Source organism: Pseudomonas sp. LBUM1679 (genome assembly GCF_059695565.1).
Genome location: NZ_CP166774.1, coordinates 1,050,310 through 1,070,812, shown reverse-complemented (window position 1 = coordinate 1,070,812; position 20,503 = coordinate 1,050,310). Strand labels below are relative to the sequence as shown.

Genomic DNA, 20,503 nt, shown 5'->3' with positions numbered 1-20,503 from the left:
GACCGGAATCAACATGTGCTCGGCGAGCCTGCGGCGTGGGCAGGTCGCGGATTATAGCGAAGACTGCGTCTGGCGGACACCTCGCACTTTCGTGACGCGTGGGTTCTATGCCAAACTCAGCGCCTTTCGGGCTTGCCTAACAGGATTTATGCTCCCCTTGTCACCCAGTTTGCTTACCACTCTCGCCGCCGCCTGCTTGTATGCCGCTGCGACCCTCTATCAGGGCACTCGTCTGGCCACCGGCGCCAAGGCGAACAAGCGCCTGCTGGTCACGCTCGGCGTGCTGGCCGTGCTGGCCCATGGCGCCAGCCTGTTCACCCATCTGTTGACGCCGATCGGCCTGGGCCTGGATTTTTTCAGCGCCGCCAGCCTGATCGCCGCGGCGGTCATTGCCCTGACCCTGCTGGCCTGCTCGCGGATTCCGGTGGAGAACCTGCTGATATTGCTGTTCCCGCTGGGCCTGGCGACCGTGTTGCTCGCGCAGTTCGCCCCCGCCGGCACGGTGCAGATCATCGACGAGGAGCCAGGCATCCTCGCCCACATCCTGCTGTCGATCCTCGCCTACGGCATGTTCACCATTGCGGTGTTCCAGGCGTTGCTGTTGCTGGTTCAGGACCATCAACTCAAGCACAAACACCCGTCCGGGCTGATCAAGAACTTTCCGCCGCTGCAAACCATGGAAAGCCTGCTGTTCGGCTTCCTCTGGGCGGGCTGGACCCTGTTGTCGTTGTCGCTGATCTCCGGCTGGCTGTTCGTCGACAACCTGTTCGCCCAGCACCTGGTGCACAAGACCTTGCTGGCGTGCCTGGCCTGGATTGTCTTCAGCGTGCTGCTCTGGGGCCGCAACCGCCTGGGCTGGCGCGGACACAAGGCCATTCGCTGGACCCTCGCCGGTTTCTGCCTGCTGATGCTGGCGTACTTCGGCAGCAAGCTGGTCCGTGAATACATCCTGCACATCTGACGGGCGGCATTAATGGACGAATTGCCCATAGGGCCGATGCTTGCAGTCATGGCCCTGCTGATTTTATGGTCGGGGCTGTTTACCGCCATCGAAGCGGCGCAACAATATTTGCTGGCCCAGCGCACCGCCTCGCGCTCCAGCGACAAACCCGTGGCGAAACTAAACTTCCCGCTGAACAGCCTGATCCTCTGCAACACCCTGTGCCGCGCGCTGGTGGTGGTCATCAGCACGTTGCTGGCGATTTTTACCTGGGCCGAGAACGGTCCATGGGTCGCTTGCGTCGGGGCCGGCGCCATCCTGCTGGTGTTCGCCGACTACCTGCCACGCACCCTCGCCGTTCGCTACCCGGACGCGGTCCTGGCGCTGGGCAACACCTTGCTTGGCGCACCACTGAAAATCATCTACCCGGCCGCCTGGCTGCTCAATGGCATCAGCCAGTTGCTGATGCGACCGTTCGCCCGCAAAGCCAACGTGGTGCAACAGAGCGAAGACGAAGCGCCGAACGATAGACACGACGATCACGAACACGCCGTTTGCCGCCCGCACCCGCTCTCGGGTATCCACGCGCTGGACAACATCACGGTCAACGACATTCTGGTTCCGCGCAGTGACGTCGACGGGATCAACCTCGACGACTCCCTCCCGGACATCATCGAACAACTGCGCTACAACAAACGCACGCGCCTGCCGGTGTTCCATAGCGATATCAACCAGGTCGAAGCGGTGCTCAACACCCGGCAGATCCGCCACTTGCTGCCCGACGGCAGCCTGACCCTGGAATCGCTGCTGGCGGCCAGTCACGAGCCGTACTTCGTGCCTGAAAGCACACCGCTGCAACTGCAATTGCTTAATTTCCACAAACAGCAGCGACGCCTGGGCATGGTGGTCGACGAGTACGGCGAAGTGCTCGGCATCGTGACCCTGGAAGACATTCTCGAAGAAATCGTCGGCGAGTTCGAAAGCCAGCACAGCCTGGATAACCCGCATATCCATCCCCAGGCAGATGGACGCCTGGTGATCGATGGCGCGGCGTCGATTCGCGATCTGAACAAGAGCCTCGGCTGGCACCTGCCCAGTGATGGCCCGAAAACCCTCAACGGCTTGGTCACCGAGGCGCTGGAGACGATTCCCGAGCGCGCGGTGTGCCTGAAGATCGGGCGGTATCGGCTGGAAATCCTCGAAACCGAGGACAACCGCGTTACGCGCGTGTTGATCTGGCATACCAGTACCCTCCCAGCCACTGTGCCCATTCGTTAGATTGTAAAAAGATCGCAGCCTGCGGCAGCTCCTACATCTGGAATGCGTTCCCCTGTAGGAGCTGCCGCAGGCTGCGATCTTTTCGGGGTTCCCACCCTTGTTGAATCGTTAGCCACCTTCCTATAATCGATCCGCTTACCCAAGCCCCGCCCCACCCCCTGTGCTATCCGCACGCTGCGTTAAAACCCACATCCCTGGGTGTTCGACCATAATAATTCGCTCCACTGGGGCACATGACTGTCAGGGATAACCGCATGACGACCAGCACGACTTACAACGGCACCACGCCTGCGCAACCGACGAACTCCGCCACCCGGGTGGCCACCGCGAGCTTCATCGGTACCGCCATCGAATTCTACGACTTCTACGTCTATGCCACCGCGGCAGCGCTGGTGATCGGCCCGGTGTTCTTTCCGCAGACCTCCGGCACCGCGCAGATGCTGTCGGCGTTCCTGACCTTCGGTATCGCCTTCCTGGCCCGACCGCTGGGTTCGGCGCTGTTCGGCCACTTCGGTGACCGCATCGGGCGCAAATCGACCCTGGTGGCCTCCCTGCTGCTGATGGGCGTATGCACCACGCTGATCGGCGTACTGCCGGGTTACGACAGCATCGGGGCCTGGGCGCCGATCCTGCTCTGCTTGCTGCGCTTCGGCCAGGGCCTGGGATTGGGGGGTGAATGGGGCGGCGCAGCGCTACTGGCGACGGAGAACGCGCCCAAAGGCAAGCGCGCCTGGTTCGGCATGTTCCCGCAGCTCGGCCCTTCGATCGGCTTTCTCGCGGCCAACGGACTGTTCCTGACCCTCGCCATGACCCTGGACGACGAACAGTTTCGTTCGTGGGGCTGGCGGATTCCGTTCCTGCTCAGTGCCGCGCTGGTGATGGTCGGGCTGTACGTGCGCCTCAAGCTCCACGAAACGCCGGTGTTCGCCAATGCCATGGCTCGCCAGGAACGGGTGAAGATTCCGCTGGTGGAGCTGTTAAGCCAATACTGGGCGCCCATGCTGTTGGGTGCCGGGTCGATGGTGGTGTGTTACGCGCTGTTCTACATCTCGACCGTGTTTTCGTTGAGCTATGGCGTGTCGACACTCGGCTACACCCGCGAAACCTTCCTTGCGCTGTTGTGCTTCGCGGTCCTGTTCATGGCCGCGGCTACGCCATTGTCGGCCTGGGCCAGCGACCGTTACGGGCGCAAACCGGTGCTGATCATCGGTGGCGTGCTGGCGATTCTGTCCGGATTCCTGATGGAACCGCTGCTGACCCAAGGGTCAACGTGGAGTGTGGCGCTGTTCCTGTGCATCGAGTTGTTTCTGATGGGCGTGACCTTCGCGCCGATGGGGGCGCTGCTGCCGGAGCTGTTTCCGACTCATGTGCGTTATACCGGGGCATCGGCAGCCTACAACCTCGGCGGGATCGTCGGGGCCTCGGCGGCGCCGTTCTTTGCGCAGAAACTGGTGGCGATGGGGGGGCTGAGTTATGTCGGCGGGTATGTGTCGGGGGCGGCGGTGTTGAGCTTGATAGCGGTGTTGTGCCTGAAGGAGACGCGTCACAACGATCTGAATCGGGTGGCCTGACAGGCCGCCATCGCGGGCAAGCCCGCTCCCACAAGATCTTCGGTGGGTCACAAATTTTGTGCACACCCGAAAACCCTGTGGGAGCGGGCTTGCCCGCGATGGCCGCGCCTCGGTTTACAGCTCTACAACAACAGCCTGAGAAGCGCGGGTAGCCTTGGCACGAGCCGCTTCAATCGACTCATCCCGCGCCAACGCCACCCCCATCCGACGCTGACCATTGACCTCAGGCTTGCCGAACAGGCGCAACGCCGTGTCCGGCTCGCTCAACGCAGCGCCCAGGTTGGCGAAAGCGGTCTGGGTCGATTGCCCTTCCACCAGAATCACCGCCGAAGCCGAAGGCCCGAACTGACGGATCAACGGAATCGGCAGGCCCAGGATCGCCCGTGCATGCAGGGCGAACTGCGACAGGTCCTGGGAAATCAGGGTCACCAGACCGGTGTCATGCGGGCGCGGCGACACTTCGCTGAACCACACCTGATCGCCCTTGATGAACAGCTCGACACCAAACAGACCACGGCCACCCAAGGCTTCAGTAACCGCTTTGGCCACGCGCTCGGATTCCGCCAGGGCCACCGGGCTCATGGCCTGTGGTTGCCAGGATTCCTGGTAGTCGCCCTTCTCCTGGCGATGGCCGACGGGCGCGCAGAACGTCGTGCCGCCAACGTGACGCACGGTCAACAGGGTAATTTCGTAGTCGAAGTCGATGAAGCCTTCGATGATCACCCGACCTTTACCGGCACGGCCGCCTTCTTGAGCGTAATCCCACGCGGTTTTCACGTCATCGGCGCTGCGCAGCAGGCTCTGGCCCTTGCCCGAGGAACTCATGACCGGTTTGACCACACAGGGGAAACCCAAGTCTTCGATAGCCTTGCTGTAATCTTCGAAGGTGTCGGCGAAATGGTACGGCGAGGTCGGCAGATCCAGCTCTTCGGCGGCCAGGCGACGGATGCCTTCGCGGTTCATGGTCAGCTGCGTGGCGCGCGCAGTCGGGATCACGGTGAAGCCTTCGGCTTCCAGCTCGACCAGGGTCGCGGTGGCGATGGCTTCGATTTCCGGCACGATGAAGTGCGGCTTCTCGGCCTCGATCACGGCACGCAGGGCAGCGCCGTCGAGCATGTTGATCACGTGACTGCGATGCGCAACCTGCATGGCCGGCGCGTTGGCATAGCGATCCACGGCAATCACTTCAACGCCCAGGCGTTGCAGCTCGATCACCACTTCCTTGCCCAACTCACCACAGCCACACAGCAAGACGCGGGTCGCGGTTGGCGACAATGGAGTTCCGATACGGGTCATCTCAGGTCCTCTATGGAGCGGATCATCGAGGGTTGCAGCGAAAGCGCGCTTCCCATGGGGAGAAAGCGCGGCATTTTACATGAACCGCAGGGTTTGGCTTCAGCTGACGATCAGCCAAACCCAAGATCAAAAGATCGTCCGAACGCGGCCCGAACCTGCGGCAGCTCCTACATAGGATTGCGTACACCTTGCAGGAGCTGCCGCAGGCTGCGATCTTTTGATGTTATGGACCCGGGGTTTTGCCGATCATCCAGAGCAACCCACTCGACTTGGCCCGCTCATGACACAAGCCCAACACCTTGCGGCGCTCCTCGTTGTCCATCCGGCTCCAGCGCGTGATCTCTTCCACCGTGCGCTGGCACCCGGTGCAGATGTCATCGTCGTCCAGTGCGCAGATATTCACACAGGGCGATCGGACCGGGCGTTCGGGGGTGTTCATTGTTCCTGCTCAGCCAGATCGCGGGCGTAACGCTGAGCGTTATGCACGTAGTGAGCGGCACTGGCCTCCAGCATCTGCTTCTGCGCTTCGGTCAACTCGCGCACCACCTTGCCGGGCGACCCCATGACCAACGAGCCGTCCGGAATTTCCTTGCCTTCGCCAATCAGCGAGTTGGCGCCGATGATGCAGTACTTGCCGATTTTCGCGCCGTTGAGAATCACCGCGTTAATCCCGATCAGGCTGTAGTCACCAACCGTGCAACCGTGGAGCATGGCGTTGTGGCCAATGGTCACACCGGTGCCAATGGTCAGCGGGTAGCCCATGTCGGTGTGCATCACCGTGCCATCCTGCACGTTGCTGTTCTTGCCGATCAGAATCAATTCATTGTCGCCACGCAGCACGGCGTTGAACCAGACGTTGGCGCCCTCTTCCAGCTTGACCTTGCCGACCAGCACGGCGTTGGGTGCGACCCAGCTCTGTGGATGGGTTTCGACGCGGGCGTCGCCCAGGCGATATTTCATCTTTGTTCCCTCGAGGCTCAGGCAGGCTCACTTGCAAAAAAGGTTCGGCCATTTCGAACGATGGCTTCAGGTGTCGGTAAAACTCTTGGGCGGTTGGTGCAGACTGATTTTGGCGTCATACAGCAGGTTGATCAACTCCACGATCATGATCGCGGTCAGGCCCCAGATCTTGTATTCGCCATAACGATAACTCGGCACGTACCAACTGCGGCCCTGGTAATCGATGCGATGGGTATGTTCCCGAGGATCCTTGCGGAAGAACTCCAGGGGTACGCTGAACACCGCGGCAATCTCGGCATCGTTGGCCTGATAGTCGACGAAGTCCGGAATCACCCCGACATAGGGCGTGACCTTGATGCCATGCAGGGAGATCAGCGGACTCAGCGGGCCGATCACTTCGACCAGCCCCGGCGGCAGGCCGATTTCTTCTTCAGCTTCGCGCAGGGCAGTGAACACAAGGTCCGGGTCTTCGGGGTCGCGGCGACCACCGGGGAAAGCGACTTCGCCGCCATGGGTCGAGAGCCCGCTGGCGCGCAGGGTCAGAACCAGTTCCGGTTCATCACTGCGAGTGATGGGCACCAGGACCGCGGCCTCAGGAAAACGCTTATCGGTTTCCAGTGTGCGTGGGGTGTGGTTGCTTACTCGATGCAGTAGCTCGTCCAGCATGAGACTTCTCGACTTATTCTCTACCTTGCATCATGCACCAATCGAACCGACCGCCCAACCCCATAACCGCAGCATGTCGCTAAACGACAACTTGCCGACTGACACCGCCGCACGCCAAGATAGGCACAGCATTCAGGAACCCAAGCATGAAATTTTGCAGTCAGTGCGGCAACCCGGTCACCCAGCGCATCCCAGAAGGCGATTCGCGCCTGCGTTATGTCTGCGATAGCTGTCACGCGATTCATTACCAGAACCCCAATATCGTCGCCGGTTGCGTGCCGGTCTGGGGCTCGAAGGTATTGCTGTGCCGACGCGCCATCGAGCCAAGGCTCGGTTACTGGACCCTGCCCGCAGGCTTCATGGAGAACGGTGAAACCATCGAGCAGGCGGCGATTCGCGAGACCGCCGAGGAAGCCTGCGCCCGGGTGCGTGACCTGTGCATCTATACCTTGATCGACGTGCCGCACATCAGTCAGGTGCACGTGTTCTTTCGTGCGGAGCTGGTGGACCTGGATTTTGCCGCCGGCCCCGAAAGCCTGGAGGTGGCACTGTTCGAAGAGGCCGATATCCCTTGGTCCGAGCTGGCTTTCCGTACGGTAGGCCGTACCCTAGAATGCTACTTCGCAGACCGGCGGACCGAGACCTACCCCGTGCGGTCCGAATCGATCCCGCCGCTCGCTCAACCTGCTATCCGTTAAAAAACCATCTATAAATAAAATAGTCGCGACACCTTTCAGGGATATCGTTTCAATGCGCTGGTTGCTTGCCGTGTTTTGCATGTCGTTCGTCGCTATTTCCCAGGCCTCCACGGCGGAAACCCTGGATGGCAAAGTCGTCGAAAAAGTCCTGGTGCTCAAGTCGGCCCATCAACTGCAACTGATCAACGATGGCAAGCCGCTCAGGACCTATCGCATTTCCTTGGGTAAAAGACCGGTCGGCCCGAAACTCATGGAAGGCGACAAACGCACGCCTGAAGGATTTTATTGGGTGGACTGGCGCAAGACCAGCGACCGTTTCAACCTGTCGATGCATATTTCCTACCCGAACATCAGCGACGCCGCCCGCGCCCGGCGCGAAGGCGTCGAGCCCGGCGGCATGATCATGATCCACGGCACCCCGGATACCGAAGACAACCCCGAAGACCTGTTTCACACCCTGGACTGGACCGACGGCTGCATCGCCATGCGCAACATGGACATGCGCGAAGTCTGGGGACTGGTGCCGGATGGCACGATGATCGAGATTCGTCCGTAACGACGCCCTCTCTCTGCCAAAGGAGCTTGTGTGTCGGCAAAGGGGCGAAGCGGCCCCTTAATTCTATCTCACCGCTTCGTGGAGCGTAGGAGCTGTCGAGTGAAACGAGGCTGCGATCTTTTGACGTTGTTTTTTAAAGAGCAAGATCAAAAGATCGCAGCCTCGTTTCACTCGACAGCTCCTACAGGGGCCGCGATCAAATTCAAGGCAATAAAAAACCCGCTGATATCACTTCAGCGGGTTTTTTTTCAGCAGCCGCAGAATCAGAAATCCTCCAACCGCCACACCTCATAAGCCGGCGTTTCATAGGGGTGGCTGAGTTTCAACGCAGCCACCACAGCCACGATCAACTCATCCGCCACCACCAGCTCAACCTTCCATTCCTCAACCTGCTCGACCTGTCCCGTTTCCCCAATAAACGGCTGACTGCCATCCAATGGTCGAAACTGGCCAAGGCCCAGCACTTGCCAGGCGCAATGGTCATAAGCACCGATCCGTCCGCCACCGGCGGCGAATACGGCGCTCTTGACCCCTTCGACATGACTGTCGGGAACAAAAAAGCTGAGCTTGTACACGACGCTTAGTTCACCCACACGCGGGCATTACGGAACATGCGCATCCACGGTGCATCTTCGTTCCAGTCTTCCGAACGCCACGAGTTCTGCACGGCGCGGAACACCCGCTCCGGGTGCGGCATCATGATCGTGACGCGACCGTCGCGGCTGGTCAGCCCGGTGATCCCGCGTGGCGAGCCGTTCGGGTTGGCCGGGTAGCTTTCGGTGACCTTGCCGTGGTTGTCGACGAAACGCATCGCCACACAACCCGACAGATCGGCTTCCAGCAACGCTTCTTCGCTTGAGAACTCGGCATGTCCTTCACCGTGAGCGATGGCGATTGGCATGCGCGAACCGGCCATGCCTTGCAGGAAGATCGAGTTCGACTCCTGGACCTGAACCATCGCCACGCGGGCTTCGAACTGCTCGGAGCGGTTACGCACGAAGTGCGGCCAGAACTCGCTGCCCGGGATCAGCTCGTGCAGGTTGGACATCATCTGGCAACCGTTGCACACGCCGAGGGTGAAGCTGTCGTTACGTTCGAAGAAGCCCTGGAACGCATCGCGAGCGCGGCTGTTGAACAGCGCGGACTTGGCCCAGCCTTCGCCGGCACCCAGTACGTCGCCGTAGGAGAAACCGCCGCAAGCGACCAGACCCTTGAACTCATTCAGGTCGACACGGCCGGCCAGAATGTCGCTCATGTGCACGTCGATCGCGTTGAAACCGGCGCGGTCGAACGCTGCCGCCATTTCCACCTGGCCGTTGACGCCCTGCTCACGCAGCACGGCAACCTGTGGGCGGATGCCTTTCTTGATGTAAGGCGCGGCGACGTCCTGGTTGACGTCGTAGCTCAGCTTGACACTCAGGCCCGGGTTGTCTTCTTCCAGCAGCACGTCGAACTCTTGCTCGGCGCAGTCGACGTTGTCACGCAGACGCTGGATCTGGTAGCTGGTTTCAGCCCATGTACGCTGCAGCAGACGACGCTGGCCTTCGAACACGGTTTCGCCGTTGAAGGTGATGTTGATCTGGCCGTTGTTCATCGGCTGACCGACCACCGAGACGCAGTCACCCAAACCGGCCGCGCTGAACTGCGCGAGGATGTCCGGAGTGGCATCCTGGCGAACCTGGATCACCGCACCCAGCTCTTCGTTGAACAGGATCGCGGCAATGTCGGCGGACGTTTCTGCCAGACCGTCGAGGTTCAGGCTCAGACCGCAGTGGCCGGCGAACGCCATTTCCACCACGCTGGTCAGCAGACCGCCGTCGGAACGGTCGTGGTACGCCAGCAGGTGACCGTCGGCGTTGAGGCCCTGGATCACGGCGAAGAAGGCTTTGAGGTCTTCGGCATCGTCGACGTCCGGCGCTTGCGAGCCGAGCTTGCCGTGAACCTGAGCCAGGATCGAGGCGCCCATGCGGTTCTGGCCACGGCCCAGATCGATCAGGATCAGGTCGGTGGTGCCCTTGTCCATGCGCAGTTCCGGCGTCAGGGTCTGACGGACGTCAGCCACAGGCGCAAAACCGGTCACGATCAGCGACATCGGCGAGGTCACCGTCTTGTCGACGCCGTCGTCGTTCCAGCGCGTGGCCATGGACATGGAGTCCTTGCCCACCGGAATGGTGATGCCCAGGTCCGGGCACAATTCCATGCCGACCGCTTTCACGGTGTCATACAGACGCGCGTCTTCACCCGGGTGACCGGCCGCGGACATCCAGTTCGCCGACAATTTGATGTCGGAGATCTTGTTGATGCGCGACGCGGCAATGTTGGTCAGGGTTTCGCCGATGGCCATGCGGCCCGACGCCGGGGCGTCCAGCAGGGCCAGCGGAGTGCGCTCGCCCATGGCCATGGCTTCACCGGTGTAAACGTCGAAGCTGGTGGCGGTGACGGCAACGTCGGCCACCGGAACTTGCCACGGGCCGACCATTTGGTCACGGGCCACGAGGCCGGTGATGGTGCGGTCGCCGATGGTGATCAGGAAGCTTTTGCTGGCCACGGCCGGGTGATGCAGGACGCGCTCGACGCAGTCTGCGATCTCCAGGGTCGACGGATCGAAATCGTCGCCCAGCTCGTTTTCGCGAACGGCCGAACGGTGCATGCGCGGGGCTTTGCCCAGCAGCACTTCGAGTGGCATGTCCACCGGGCTGTTGCCGAAGTGGCTATCCGTGACCGTCAGCTGCGGCTCGGCAGTGGCTTCGCCGACCACGGCAAACGGGCAACGCTCACGTTCGCAGATTGCCTGGAAGCGTTCGAAGTCGGCCGGGCCGACTGCCAGAACGTAGCGTTCCTGGGATTCGTTACTCCAGATTTCGTGCGGGGCCATGCCCGGCTCGTCGTTTGGAATGTTGCGCAGTTCGAAGCGGCCACCACGGTCGCCGTCGTTGACCAGTTCCGGGAAGGCGTTGGACAGACCGCCCGCGCCGACGTCGTGGATGAAGCTGATCGGGTTCTTGTCACCCAGTTGCCAGCAACGGTCGATGACTTCCTGGCAGCGACGTTCCATCTCCGGGTTTTCACGCTGTACGGAAGCGAAGTCCAGGTCCGCCGAACTGGTGCCGGTGGCCATGGAGGAAGCGGCGCCGCCGCCCAGGCCGATCAGCATCGCCGGGCCGCCGAGCACGATCAGCTTGGAGCCGACGGTGATCTCGGCTTTCTGCACGTGTTCGGCACGGATGTTACCCATGCCGCCGGCCAGCATGATCGGCTTGTGGTAACCGCGAACTTCTTCGCCACGCGGGGTGGTGATCGACTGTTCGAAGGTACGGAAGTAACCAGTCAGGGCTGGACGGCCGAATTCGTTGTTGAACGCGGCGCCACCGAGCGGGCCTTCGATCATGATGTCCAGCGCGGTAACGATGCGCTCAGGCTTGCCGTACGGCACTTCCCACGGCTGTTCGAAGCCCGGGATCTGCAGGTTGGATACGGTGAAACCGGTCAGGCCAGCCTTTGGCTTGGCACCACGGCCGGTGGCGCCTTCGTCGCGAATCTCGCCGCCACTACCGGTGGCTGCACCCGGGAACGGAGCAATCGCGGTCGGGTGGTTGTGCGTCTCGACTTTCATCAGGATGTGCACCGGTTCCTGCACCGCGCCGTACTGGCGGGTTTCAGGGTCCGGGAAGAAACGGCCGGCAACGTTGCCGACGATCACCGAGGCGTTGTCCTTATAAGCCGACAGAACGCCTTCGCTGTGCATCACGTAGGTGTTCTTGATCATGCCGAACAGGCTTTTTTCCTGACTCTGGCCGTCGATGTCCCAACTGGCGTTGAAGATCTTGTGACGGCAGTGCTCGGAGTTCGCCTGGGCGAACATCATCAGTTCGATGTCGTGCGGGTTGCGCTTCAAGCCGACGAAGGCGTTGACCAGGTAGTCGATCTCGTCTTCGGCCAGGGCCAGGCCCAGCTCGGTGTTGGCTTTTTCCAGCGCGGCGCGGCCGCCACCCAGCACGTCGATCGCGGTCAGGGGCTTGGGTTCGGCGTGGCTGAACAGGCCGGCGGCCTGTTCAAGGTTGCCGAGGACGATCTGGGTCATACGGTCGTGCAGCACGTCAGCAATCAGCTGTGCTTCGGCGTCGCTGAACTGGCCGGCGACGTAGAACGCAATGCCGCGCTCCAGGCGCTGGATCTTGCTCAGGCCGCAGTTGCGAGCGATGTCGCTGGCTTTACTGGACCATGGCGAAATGGTGCCGAAACGCGGCAACACCAGGAACAGACGACCGGTCGGCTCTTGTACCGGAACACTTGGGCCGTACTTCAGAAGGCGCGCGAGCACCTGCTGTTCGTCGCCGGTCAGGACGCCGGTAACTTCGGCGAAGTGAGCGAATTCAGCATACAAGCCGCTGACAGCCGGGACGCATCGGCGAAGTTGCTCAAGGAGTTTGCTGTGGCGAAAGGCAGAAAGGGCAGGAGCGCCGCGCAGGATCAACATCTTCGGGACAGCCTCGGGAAGGGGTGTGCTTTGAGGCCGTGCATTCTAGCCTAAACAGGCCGCGACATCACTCGAAACGGTACTCGCGGCTGTACCCGAACGTCGGAGCGCCTGCGCGGTGCCGTGACCCAGGCGCTCCGGGAGGCGCGCCAGGGGTTATTTTTTGTGTCATGAAGTGCCGTGCAAGCCCATTCCTGCGGGCGCCGGGCGAGTTTTTCGTCCTCTAACAGACAAGCCGTTCGCTGTCGAGATATGGCGCTCGTGGTCCTTTGCGTATACTGCGCAGATGTTTTCCCCAACGGCTTTGCGTCCGCGGTACGCCAAATGGCTGATCGCAACCGGACTCTTCCTGATGCTCAGTGGCTGTGTTGATAAACCCAACACACTGGAGCGCGTAAAGGAGGATGGCGTGCTGCGGGTGGTTACCCGAAACAGCCCTGCCACCTACTTTCAGGATCGCAACGGTGAAACCGGCTTCGAATACGAGCTGGTGAAGCGCTTCGCCGACGATCTGGGGGTCGAGCTCAAGATCGAAACCGCCGACAACCTCGACGACCTGTTCAACCAGGTGGGCAAGCCCAACGGCCCGGTGCTGGCTGCCGCCGGCCTGGTCGCCAGCGAGCAGCGCAAGAAGCAGGTACGGTTTTCCCACTCCTATCTGGAAGTCACCCCTCAGATCATCTATCGCAATGGCCAATCGCGGCCAACCGATGCGAAAGATCTGGTGGGCAAGAAGATCATGGTGCTCAAGGGCAGCACCCACGCCGAGCAGCTGGCGGAACTGAAAAAGAAATATCCCGGCATTGAATACGAAGAGTCCGACGCCGTTGAAGTCGTCGACCTGCTGCGCATGGTGGATGAAGATCAGATCGACCTGACCCTGGTCGACTCCAACGAAGTCGCAATGAACCAGGTCTACTTCCCCAACGTGCGAGTGGCCTTCGATCTCGGCAATGCCAGCAACCAGAGCTGGGCCGTAGCGCCTGGCGACGACAACAGCCTGCTGAACGAGATCAACAGCTACCTCGACGAGGTGAAGAAGAACGGCACCCTGCAACGTCTCAAGGACCGCTATTACGGGCACGTCGACGTGCTCGGCTACGTGGGTGCTTACACCTTCGCCCAGCACTTGCAGCAACGGTTGCCCAAGTATGAGAAGCACTTCAAGGCGTACGCCAAGGAAGAGAAAGTCGATTGGCGCCTGCTGGCCGCGGTCGGTTATCAGGAATCCCTGTGGCAAGCGGCCGTCACCTCCAAGACCGGTGTGCGCGGGCTGATGATGCTGACCCAGAACACCGCCCAGGCCATGGGCGTGTCCAATCGCCTCGACCCGAAACAGAGCATCATGGGCGGCGCCAAGTACCTGGCCTACATGAAGGATCAGCTGGACGATTCGATCCAGGAGCCGGATCGCACATGGTTTGCCCTGGCGGCCTACAACGTCGGCAGCGGCCACCTGGATGACGCGCGCAAACTGGCGGCCAAGGAAGGGCTCAACCCGGACAAGTGGCTGGACGTGAAGAAGATCCTGCCGCGGCTGTCGCAGAAACAGTGGTACAGCAAAACCCGCTACGGCTACGCCCGGGGCGGTGAGCCGGTGCATTTCGTGGCGAACATCCGTCGCTACTACGACATCCTGACCTGGGTCACGCAGCCGCAGCTTGAAGGCGATCAGGTGGCGGAGGGCAACCTGCACGTGCCAGGGGTCGACAAGACCAAACCGAATCAGGAAACCCCACAGCTCTAAATCTTCGCGGCTTTCAAAGACGCCATCGCGGGCAAGCCACGCTCCCACAGGTCCGAGTCGAACACACAATTGTCGTTCACGCGAACCTGTGGGAGCGTGGCTTGCCCGCGATGGCAGCGCCGCCGATCTAGTCTTTCAACGCTGCTGCCAGGATCAGCGCTTTCATTTCCGATACAGCCGACTTGAACCCGACAAACAACGCATGGGCCACCAGCGCATGGCCGATGTTCAGCTCGTTGATGCCCTTGATCGCGGCCACGGCTTCGACGTTGTGATAGTGCAGACCGTGGCCGGCGTTGACGATCAAACCCTGCGCCAGGCCAAACGCCACGCCATCGGCGACGCGCTTCAATTCTTCAGCCACATGCGTCGGCGTCTCGGCATCCGCATAACGACCGGTGTGCAGTTCGATGGCTGGCGCGCCAACACGACGGGACGCTTCGATCTGCCGCTCGTCCGCATCAATGAACAGCGACACTTCACAGCCGATCTGCGCCAGGCGATCCACCGCCGCCTTGATCCGCGCTTCCTGCCCCGCTACGTCGAGGCCACCTTCGGTGGTCAGTTCCTGGCGGGTTTCCGGGACCAGGCAAATGTGCGCCGGGCGGATGCGCTCGGCGAAGGCCATCATTTCCTCGGTGACGCCCATTTCGAAGTTCATGCGGGTTTGCAGCACGTCCTTGAGCAGCAGCACGTCGCGTTCCTGGATGTGCCGGCGATCTTCACGCAGGTGCACGGTGATGCCATCCGCGCCCGCCTCTTCGGCGTCGAGTGCTGCCTTGACCGGATCCGGGTAACGGGTGCCCCGGGCCTGGCGCAGGGTGGCAACGTGGTCGATGTTAACGCCAAGAAGAATGCGATTGCTGGTGGTCACGGAAGCGCTCCTGAAGAAGGGAAAGTTCGGTGCACAGCATACACGGGGAGCCAGGGTCTGTTGACGTTTGGTAGTGGACGTGACGGGCACCGTCGCGGCCACCATCAAGCGTCAACAGGCCCTACGGCTTGCGAAACAACTCGCGACTGACCAGCGGACGACCGCCCAGGTGTACGGCCAGCGCCTGACGCATCAAGCGCTTGGCAGCGGACAACGCGCCGGGCGCGGACCAGTCGGCGTCGGCCATGGCCAGCAGTTCGGTACCGTTGAACAGACCGGGTTGCAGCAGGTAGACCCGCTCCAGGCCGGCATCGACCTGCAAGCGGTACAGACCGTCCGGCGCGATGGGTTCGCCGTGGATATCGGTGGTCAAGGCAAAGCCGTAGCCCAAGTCATCCAGCAGCCGCCATTCGAAGGATCGCAGCAGCGGCTCCAGCGGACGGCCTTCAGCCAGGGCGAGCAAAGTGGCGGCATAGTGATCGAAGACAGCGGGATGCGGGTCTTCGGCGGGCAGCAGACGGATCAACAGCTCGTTGAGGTAGAGGCCACTGAACAGCGCCTCACCATTGAGCCAGGTGGAAACGCCGGCACTTTCCATGCGCCCGACGTTCTTCAGCTCACCCCTCCCCCTGAACTCGACTTCCAGTGGCACGAACGGCCGCGCCAGCGTCCCCGCCTTGCCCCGCGCACTGCGCAACACCGCCCGCAGCCGCCCTTGCGGCGTGAGGAAATCCACCAATGCGCTGTTTTCGCGGTAGGCGCGGGAGTGGAGGACGAAGGCGGGTTGACCGGTGGGTGGGGTTGAAGACATGGAAGTCAGGGTTCTCAATGAAAGAGCGCAGTTTTACAAACAACAAAAACCAATGTGGGAGCGGGCTTGCCCGCGATGGCGGACTTACATTCAACATCTCTGCTGAATGTTACATCCTCATCGCGGGCAAGCCCGCTCCCACAGGGTTCTGCGGTGAAGCGCAGGTCAGTGTTACAAGTCGCCGTAACCCAGCGAACGCAGGGCGCGTTCGTCGTCGGACCAGCCGCCTTTCACTTTGACCCAGAGATTGAGCATGATCTTGGAGTCGAACAACAGCTCCATGTCCTTGCGCGCTTCGGTGCCGATGCGCTTGATGCGCTCGCCCTTGTCGCCAATGATGATTTTCTTCTGGCCGTCACGTTCGACGAGGATCAACGCATGGATGTGCAGGGTTTTCCCCTGCTGCTTGAACTCTTCGATTTCCACGGTGATCTGGTACGGCAGCTCGGCACCCAATTGGCGCATGATCTTCTCGCGCACCAGCTCAGCGGCGAGGAAGCGGCTGCTGCGGTCGGTGATCTGGTCTTCGGGGAAGAAGTGATCGTTTTCCGGCAGGTAACCGGCAATCACCCGCTCCAGCGCTTCGAGGTTGTGCCCGTGCTGGGCCGAGATCGGCATGATCTGCGCGTTCGGCAGCTGTTCCTGCAACCAGGTCAGGTGCGGCATCAGCTCGGATTTGTCTTCGATGCGATCGGTCTTGTTCAGTGCGACGATCAGCGGGCCGGTGACGTACTGGACGCGCTCGAGGACCATCTGGTCTTCGTCGGTCCACTTGGTGCGGTCAACCACGAAGATCACCACGTCGACGTCTTTCAACGCCGCCGAAGCGGTCTTGTTCATGTAGCGGTTCAGCGCCTTCTCGCCCCCTTTGTGCATGCCCGGGGTGTCGACGTAGATCGCCTGAACGGCGCCTTCGGTCTTGATGCCCAGCATGTTGTGGCGGGTGGTCTGCGGCTTGCGCGAGGTGATCGCGAGTTTCTGGCCGAGGATGTGGTTGAGCAGCGTGGACTTGCCCACGTTGGGACGGCCGACGATGGCAACATAGCCACAGCGTGTTGCGGTTGAATCAGTCATTGCCATTCTCCACACCCAGGGCAATCAGTGCTGCGGCGGCCGCTACCTGTTCGGCAATACGACGACTCACACCCTGACCTCGGCTTTTTTCGTTCAGTAAGGTGATTTCACATTCGACGAAGAACGTCCGGCAATGCGGCTCACCCTGGATATCCACCACTTCGTAACGCGGCAGCTCACAACCCCGCGACTGCAGGAATTCCTGCAGACGGGTTTTCGGATCTTTGTTGGTGTCGACCAGCGTCAGGCCTTCGAACTCTCCGGCCAGCCAGGCCAGCACGCGCTCGCGCGCCATGTCCATGCCGGCATCCAGGTAGATCGCACCGATCAGCGCTTCGAGGGCATCGGCCAAAATCGACTCGCGACGGAAACCGCCGCTTTTCAACTCACCGGAACCCAGGCGCAGGTACTCGCCCAGATCGAAACCGCGGGCCAGCACGGCCAGGGTCTCACCTTTCACCAGGCGGGCACGCAAACGCGACAACTGGCCTTCGCGGGCCAGCGGGAAGCGATCGAACAGCGCCTCGCCAGCGACGAAGTTAAGGATGGCATCACCGAGGAATTCCAGGCGTTCGTTGTTGCGCCCGGCAAAACTGCGGTGAGTCAGGGCCAGGACCATCAGTTCCTGATCCTTGAAGGTGTAGCCGAGCTGACGCTCTAGACGGCTTAAGGAGACGCTCACGGTTTACCCACGCTGAGTTCGTGGCTGGATTCCACCGCCATCGCCGTGGTGCGGCGCAGGCTTGGGACAATTAACGCTGTGTTCAAAAATTACGTCCTGAATATCATTGTTTTCATGCTTCTGGCGCCGATTGTGCCGACTCCAGAAATGCATTCGGCGCTGTGTTCAACAGCGCCGTGAGTGATTACTTGATCAGGCCAACCCGCGAGAAATTCGGCAAGTGACTGAGTTTGGGTTCTGGCCAGCTCATCCAGACTGCGAAGGCCTTGCCGACGATATTCTTGTCGGGAACCATGCCCAGCAGATCCTTGGGAATGCTCGGATCATCCCAGAAGCGACTGTCGTTCGAATTGTCCCGGTTGTCGCCCATCATGAAGTAGTGCCCGGCGGGCACGGTCCACGTATGGTCCGCAGCGGCGCGGTAGCGGCTCATCTCCTTGCGGATCAGGTGCTCGGCAATGCCGAGTTTTTCCTTGTAGAGTTCGGCGCTGCCCAGCGTGCCCGGCTCGGAGCCGACCAGTTGTTCGGCAATCGACTCACCGTTGACGAACAGGCGCTTGTCGGCGGTATAGCGAATCTGGTCACCCGGCAGGCCCACGACACGCTTGATGTAGTTGACGTTCGGGTCGCTCGGGTAACGGAAAACCATCACATCGCCGCGTTGCGGATCACCCACTGCGATGACTTTCCTGTCGATCACCGGCAGGCGGATCCCGTAGGAAAACTTGTTCACCAGAATGAAGTCGCCAACTTCCAGGGTCGGTTTCATCGAGCCGGAAGGAATCTGGAACGGTTCCACCAGGAACGAACGCAGGACCAGCACGATGAACAACACCGGGAAGAACGACTTGCCGTATTCGACCAGCAGCGGCTCTTTGTTCAGTTTCTCGACCACCATCCCGTCAGGCTGGCTGACGCTACCCTGATAGGAGGCAATGGCCGCACGCCGACGCGGCGCCAGGAAAACCAGATCGAGCAACGCCAACAGGCCGCAGACGAACACGGCGATGACCAGCAACAGCGGGAAATTTAGTGACATAGGACCTAACTATCCAACCTGAGCACTGCAAGGAAGGCTTCTTGTGGAATTTCCACGTTGCCGACTTGCTTCATGCGTTTTTTACCGGCCTTCTGCTTCTCCAGCAGTTTTTTCTTACGGCTAACGTCACCGCCGTAGCATTTGGCCAATACGTTCTTTCTGAGTGCCTTGACCGAAGTCCGCGCGATGATCTGCCCGCCAATGGCGGCCTGGATCGCGACGTCGAACATCTGGCGCGGAATCAGTTCTTTCATCTTCTCGGTCAACTGGCGACCTTTGTAGTGCGCGTTATCCTTGTGCACGATCAACGCCAGGGCGTCGACCTTGTCACCGTTGATCAGCACATCCAGTTTCACCAGATTAGCCGATTGATAACGATCGAAATGGTAGTCCAGCGAAGCATAGCCGCGGCTGGTGGATTTCAGACGATCGAAGAAGTCGAGGACCACTTCGTTCATCGGCAAATCGTAGGTCACCTGGACCTGGGTACCGAGGAACAGCATGTCGTGTTGTACGCCACGCTTTTCAATGCACAGGGTAATGACGTTGCCCAGGTGCTCTTGCGGCACAAGAATGTTGGCCCGCACGATCGGCTCACGCATGTCTTCGATCGAGGACAGGTCCGGCAGCTTCGACGGGTTGTCGACGTAAATCGTTTCACCGGTTTTCAGCAACAGCTCGAAAATAACCGTCGGCGCCGTGGTGATCAGGTCCAGGTCGTACTCGCGCTCCAGGCGCTCCTGGATGATTTCCATGTGCAGCATGCCGAGGAACCCGCAACGGAAGCCGAAGCCCAGGGCGTCGGAACTTTCCGGGGTGTACTGCAGGGACGAGTCGTTGAGCGTGAGCTTTTGCAGGGCTTCACGGAAATCTTCGAAGTCGTCGGAGCTGACCGGGAACAGACCGGCGTAAACCTGCGGCTGGATGCGTTTGAAGCCGGGCAGCACGTCAACGTCGGGGGTGGAGCTCAAGGTCAGGGTGTCACCGACCGGTGCACCGTGAATATCCTTGATGCCGGCGATGATGAAGCCCACTTCGCCGGCCTTCAGGTCAACGGTGGCGGTGTGTTTCGGGTTGAACACACCGACGCTGTCCACCAGGTGGATCTTGCCGGTGGACTTGACGAGGATCTTGTCGCCCTTCTTCACACGGCCGTGGCGCACGCGTACCAGGGACACAACGCCCAGGTAGTTGTCGAACCAGGAATCGATGATCAACGCTTGCAGCGGATCTTCGTAGTTGCCGGTCGGCGCAGGAATGGTGTGCACCAGGCGCTCGAGCACTTCGTCGACGCCCAGGCCGGTCTTGGCAGAGCACTCGACCGCATCGGTGGCGTCGATGCCGATGATCTTCTCGATTTCGTCCTTGACGCGGTCCGGATCGGCCTGCGGCAGGTCGATCTTGTTCAGGACCGGCATGACTTCCAGGCCCTGCTCGATCGCCGTGTAGCAGTTGGCAACCGACTGCGCTTCAACGCCCTGGCCGGCATCGACCACCAGCAACGCACCTTCACAGGCCGCCAGCGACCGGCTGACTTCATAGGTGAAGTCGACGTGGCCCGGGGTATCAATGAAGTTCAGCTGATATTTGATGCCATCGCGAGCGGTGTAATACAGGGTGACGCTGTGGGCCTTGATGGTGATCCCGCGTTCACGTTCCAGGTCCATGGAGTCCAGGACCTGGGCTTCCATTTCGCGCTCGGCAAGGCCGCCGCACATCTGGATGAAGCGATCGGCCAGCGTCGACTTGCCATGGTCAATGTGGGCGATGATGGAGAAATTGCGGATATGACTCAAATCACTCACGGATCAACACTCAAAAAGGCTGCAGGCAT

General features: G+C 60.9%; 18 protein-coding genes. 6 read left to right on the top strand and 12 right to left on the bottom strand.

The annotated features are described in order from the left end of the window. Positions 1-148: 148 nt before the first annotated feature. The 3 genes from ACA062_RS04865 to ACA062_RS04855 all read left to right on the top strand — a co-directional run bounded on the left by ACA062_RS04865 (position 149) and on the right by ACA062_RS04855 (position 3,789). Positions 149-961 carry a cytochrome C assembly family protein gene (locus ACA062_RS04865; RefSeq protein ID WP_497455439.1) on the top strand — a complete coding sequence of 271 codons (813 nt, stop codon included), beginning with the start codon at positions 149-151 and terminating at the stop codon, positions 959-961. A gap of 12 nt (positions 962-973) precedes the next feature. Continuing rightward, complete coding sequence (locus ACA062_RS04860) at positions 974-2,218, top strand: transporter associated domain-containing protein (RefSeq protein ID WP_497455438.1); 1,245 nt, start codon at positions 974-976, stop codon at positions 2,216-2,218. 254 nt (positions 2,219-2,472) lie between these two features. After that, entirely contained in the window at positions 2,473-3,789 is a 1,317-nt protein-coding gene (locus ACA062_RS04855) for an MFS transporter (protein ID WP_497455437.1), read from the top strand. Positions 3,790-3,903: 114 nt separating this feature from the next. Here the strand turns inward: ACA062_RS04855 and purT are convergent, their stop codons facing one another. From purT to ACA062_RS04835, 4 genes are all read right to left on the bottom strand, one after another. Further along, positions 3,904-5,085 (bottom strand): formate-dependent phosphoribosylglycinamide formyltransferase, encoded by a 1,182-nt coding sequence (gene purT / locus ACA062_RS04850; protein ID WP_497455436.1) that lies wholly within the window; start codon positions 5,083-5,085, stop codon positions 3,904-3,906. Between the two features lie 223 nt (positions 5,086-5,308). After that, positions 5,309-5,524 carry a DUF1289 domain-containing protein gene (locus ACA062_RS04845; protein WP_497455435.1) on the bottom strand — a complete coding sequence of 72 codons (216 nt, stop codon included), beginning with the start codon at positions 5,522-5,524 and terminating at the stop codon, positions 5,309-5,311. Then, positions 5,521-6,045, bottom strand: coding sequence for a gamma carbonic anhydrase family protein (locus tag ACA062_RS04840; RefSeq protein WP_497455434.1), 525 nt, complete (start codon positions 6,043-6,045; stop codon positions 5,521-5,523). The genes ACA062_RS04845 and ACA062_RS04840 overlap by 4 nt, the downstream gene beginning before the upstream one ends. Positions 6,046-6,111: 66 nt before the next feature. Then, a complete protein-coding gene (locus ACA062_RS04835; RefSeq protein ID WP_497455433.1) occupies positions 6,112-6,711 on the bottom strand; it encodes a CoA pyrophosphatase in 600 nt (199 codons plus the stop codon). 146 nt (positions 6,712-6,857) lie between these two features. Between ACA062_RS04835 and ACA062_RS04830 the strand changes: the two genes are divergently transcribed. Both ACA062_RS04830 and ACA062_RS04825 read left to right on the top strand, forming a co-directional pair. Continuing rightward, on the top strand, positions 6,858-7,409 hold the full coding sequence (locus ACA062_RS04830) for an NUDIX hydrolase (RefSeq protein ID WP_497455432.1): 552 nt from the start codon (positions 6,858-6,860) through the stop codon (positions 7,407-7,409). 52 nt (positions 7,410-7,461) lie between these two features. Beyond that, positions 7,462-7,965, top strand: a complete 504-nt coding sequence (locus ACA062_RS04825; protein WP_497455431.1) for a L,D-transpeptidase family protein — start codon at positions 7,462-7,464, stop codon at positions 7,963-7,965. A 263-nt stretch (positions 7,966-8,228) separates the two neighbouring features. Here the strand turns inward: ACA062_RS04825 and ACA062_RS04820 are convergent, their stop codons facing one another. Both ACA062_RS04820 and purL read right to left on the bottom strand, forming a co-directional pair. Beyond that, positions 8,229-8,540, bottom strand: a complete 312-nt coding sequence (locus ACA062_RS04820; RefSeq protein WP_497455430.1) for an NGG1p interacting factor NIF3 — start codon at positions 8,538-8,540, stop codon at positions 8,229-8,231. Positions 8,541-8,545: 5 nt separating this feature from the next. Beyond that, entirely contained in the window at positions 8,546-12,442 is a 3,897-nt protein-coding gene (purL, locus tag ACA062_RS04815; RefSeq protein WP_497455429.1) for a phosphoribosylformylglycinamidine synthase, read from the bottom strand. A 286-nt stretch (positions 12,443-12,728) separates the two neighbouring features. On the opposite strand from purL, the gene mltF reads away from it, so the two are divergent. Next, positions 12,729-14,189 (top strand): membrane-bound lytic murein transglycosylase MltF, encoded by a 1,461-nt coding sequence (gene mltF, locus ACA062_RS04810; RefSeq protein WP_497455428.1) that lies wholly within the window; start codon positions 12,729-12,731, stop codon positions 14,187-14,189. 127 nt (positions 14,190-14,316) lie between these two features. On the opposite strand, the gene pdxJ is transcribed toward mltF, so the two are convergent. The 6 genes from pdxJ to lepA form a co-directional block, all read right to left on the bottom strand. Then, on the bottom strand, positions 14,317-15,063 hold the full coding sequence (pdxJ, locus tag ACA062_RS04805) for a pyridoxine 5'-phosphate synthase (RefSeq protein ID WP_497455427.1): 747 nt from the start codon (positions 15,061-15,063) through the stop codon (positions 14,317-14,319). A 121-nt stretch (positions 15,064-15,184) separates the two neighbouring features. Next, complete coding sequence (gene recO, locus ACA062_RS04800) at positions 15,185-15,874, bottom strand: DNA repair protein RecO (protein ID WP_497455426.1); 690 nt, start codon at positions 15,872-15,874, stop codon at positions 15,185-15,187. A gap of 171 nt (positions 15,875-16,045) precedes the next feature. Continuing rightward, positions 16,046-16,948, bottom strand: coding sequence for a GTPase Era (gene era, locus ACA062_RS04795; protein ID WP_128870815.1), 903 nt, complete (start codon positions 16,946-16,948; stop codon positions 16,046-16,048). Continuing rightward, on the bottom strand, positions 16,941-17,630 hold the full coding sequence (gene rnc / locus ACA062_RS04790) for a ribonuclease III (RefSeq protein ID WP_010463056.1): 690 nt from the start codon (positions 17,628-17,630) through the stop codon (positions 16,941-16,943). Before rnc ends, era begins: the two co-directional genes overlap by 8 nt. 184 nt (positions 17,631-17,814) lie before the next feature. Next, a complete protein-coding gene (gene lepB / locus ACA062_RS04785; protein ID WP_497455425.1) occupies positions 17,815-18,669 on the bottom strand; it encodes a signal peptidase I in 855 nt (284 codons plus the stop codon). A gap of 5 nt (positions 18,670-18,674) precedes the next feature. Further along, on the bottom strand, positions 18,675-20,474 hold the full coding sequence (gene lepA / locus ACA062_RS04780; protein WP_150765935.1) for a translation elongation factor 4: 1,800 nt from the start codon (positions 20,472-20,474) through the stop codon (positions 18,675-18,677). Positions 20,475-20,503: the final 29 nt, after the last annotated feature.

Bases quoted from the DNA above. Each gene is read 5' to 3' on its own strand.
- ACA062_RS04855 (WP_497455437.1), top strand. From the start codon at position 2,473: ATGACGACCAGCACGACTTACAACGGCACCACGCCTGCGCAACCGACG.
- ACA062_RS04865 (WP_497455439.1), top strand. From the start codon at position 149: ATGCTCCCCTTGTCACCCAGTTTGCTTACCACTCTCGCCGCCGCCTGC.
- ACA062_RS04835 (WP_497455433.1), bottom strand. From the start codon at position 6,711: ATGCTGGACGAGCTACTGCATCGAGTAAGCAACCACACCCCACGCACA.
- ACA062_RS04840 (WP_497455434.1), bottom strand. From the start codon at position 6,045: ATGAAATATCGCCTGGGCGACGCCCGCGTCGAAACCCATCCACAGAGC.
- era (WP_128870815.1), bottom strand. From the start codon at position 16,948: ATGACTGATTCAACCGCAACACGCTGTGGCTATGTTGCCATCGTCGGC.
- ACA062_RS04830 (WP_497455432.1), top strand. From the start codon at position 6,858: ATGAAATTTTGCAGTCAGTGCGGCAACCCGGTCACCCAGCGCATCCCA.
- ACA062_RS04845 (WP_497455435.1), bottom strand. From the start codon at position 5,524: ATGAACACCCCCGAACGCCCGGTCCGATCGCCCTGTGTGAATATCTGC.
- lepB (WP_497455425.1), bottom strand. From the start codon at position 18,669: ATGTCACTAAATTTCCCGCTGTTGCTGGTCATCGCCGTGTTCGTCTGC.
- purT (WP_497455436.1), bottom strand. From the start codon at position 5,085: ATGACCCGTATCGGAACTCCATTGTCGCCAACCGCGACCCGCGTCTTG.
- recO (WP_497455426.1), bottom strand. From the start codon at position 15,874: ATGTCTTCAACCCCACCCACCGGTCAACCCGCCTTCGTCCTCCACTCC.
- mltF (WP_497455428.1), top strand. From the start codon at position 12,729: ATGTTTTCCCCAACGGCTTTGCGTCCGCGGTACGCCAAATGGCTGATC.
- ACA062_RS04825 (WP_497455431.1), top strand. From the start codon at position 7,462: ATGCGCTGGTTGCTTGCCGTGTTTTGCATGTCGTTCGTCGCTATTTCC.
- ACA062_RS04860 (WP_497455438.1), top strand. From the start codon at position 974: ATGGACGAATTGCCCATAGGGCCGATGCTTGCAGTCATGGCCCTGCTG.
- purL (WP_497455429.1), bottom strand. From the start codon at position 12,442: ATGTTGATCCTGCGCGGCGCTCCTGCCCTTTCTGCCTTTCGCCACAGC.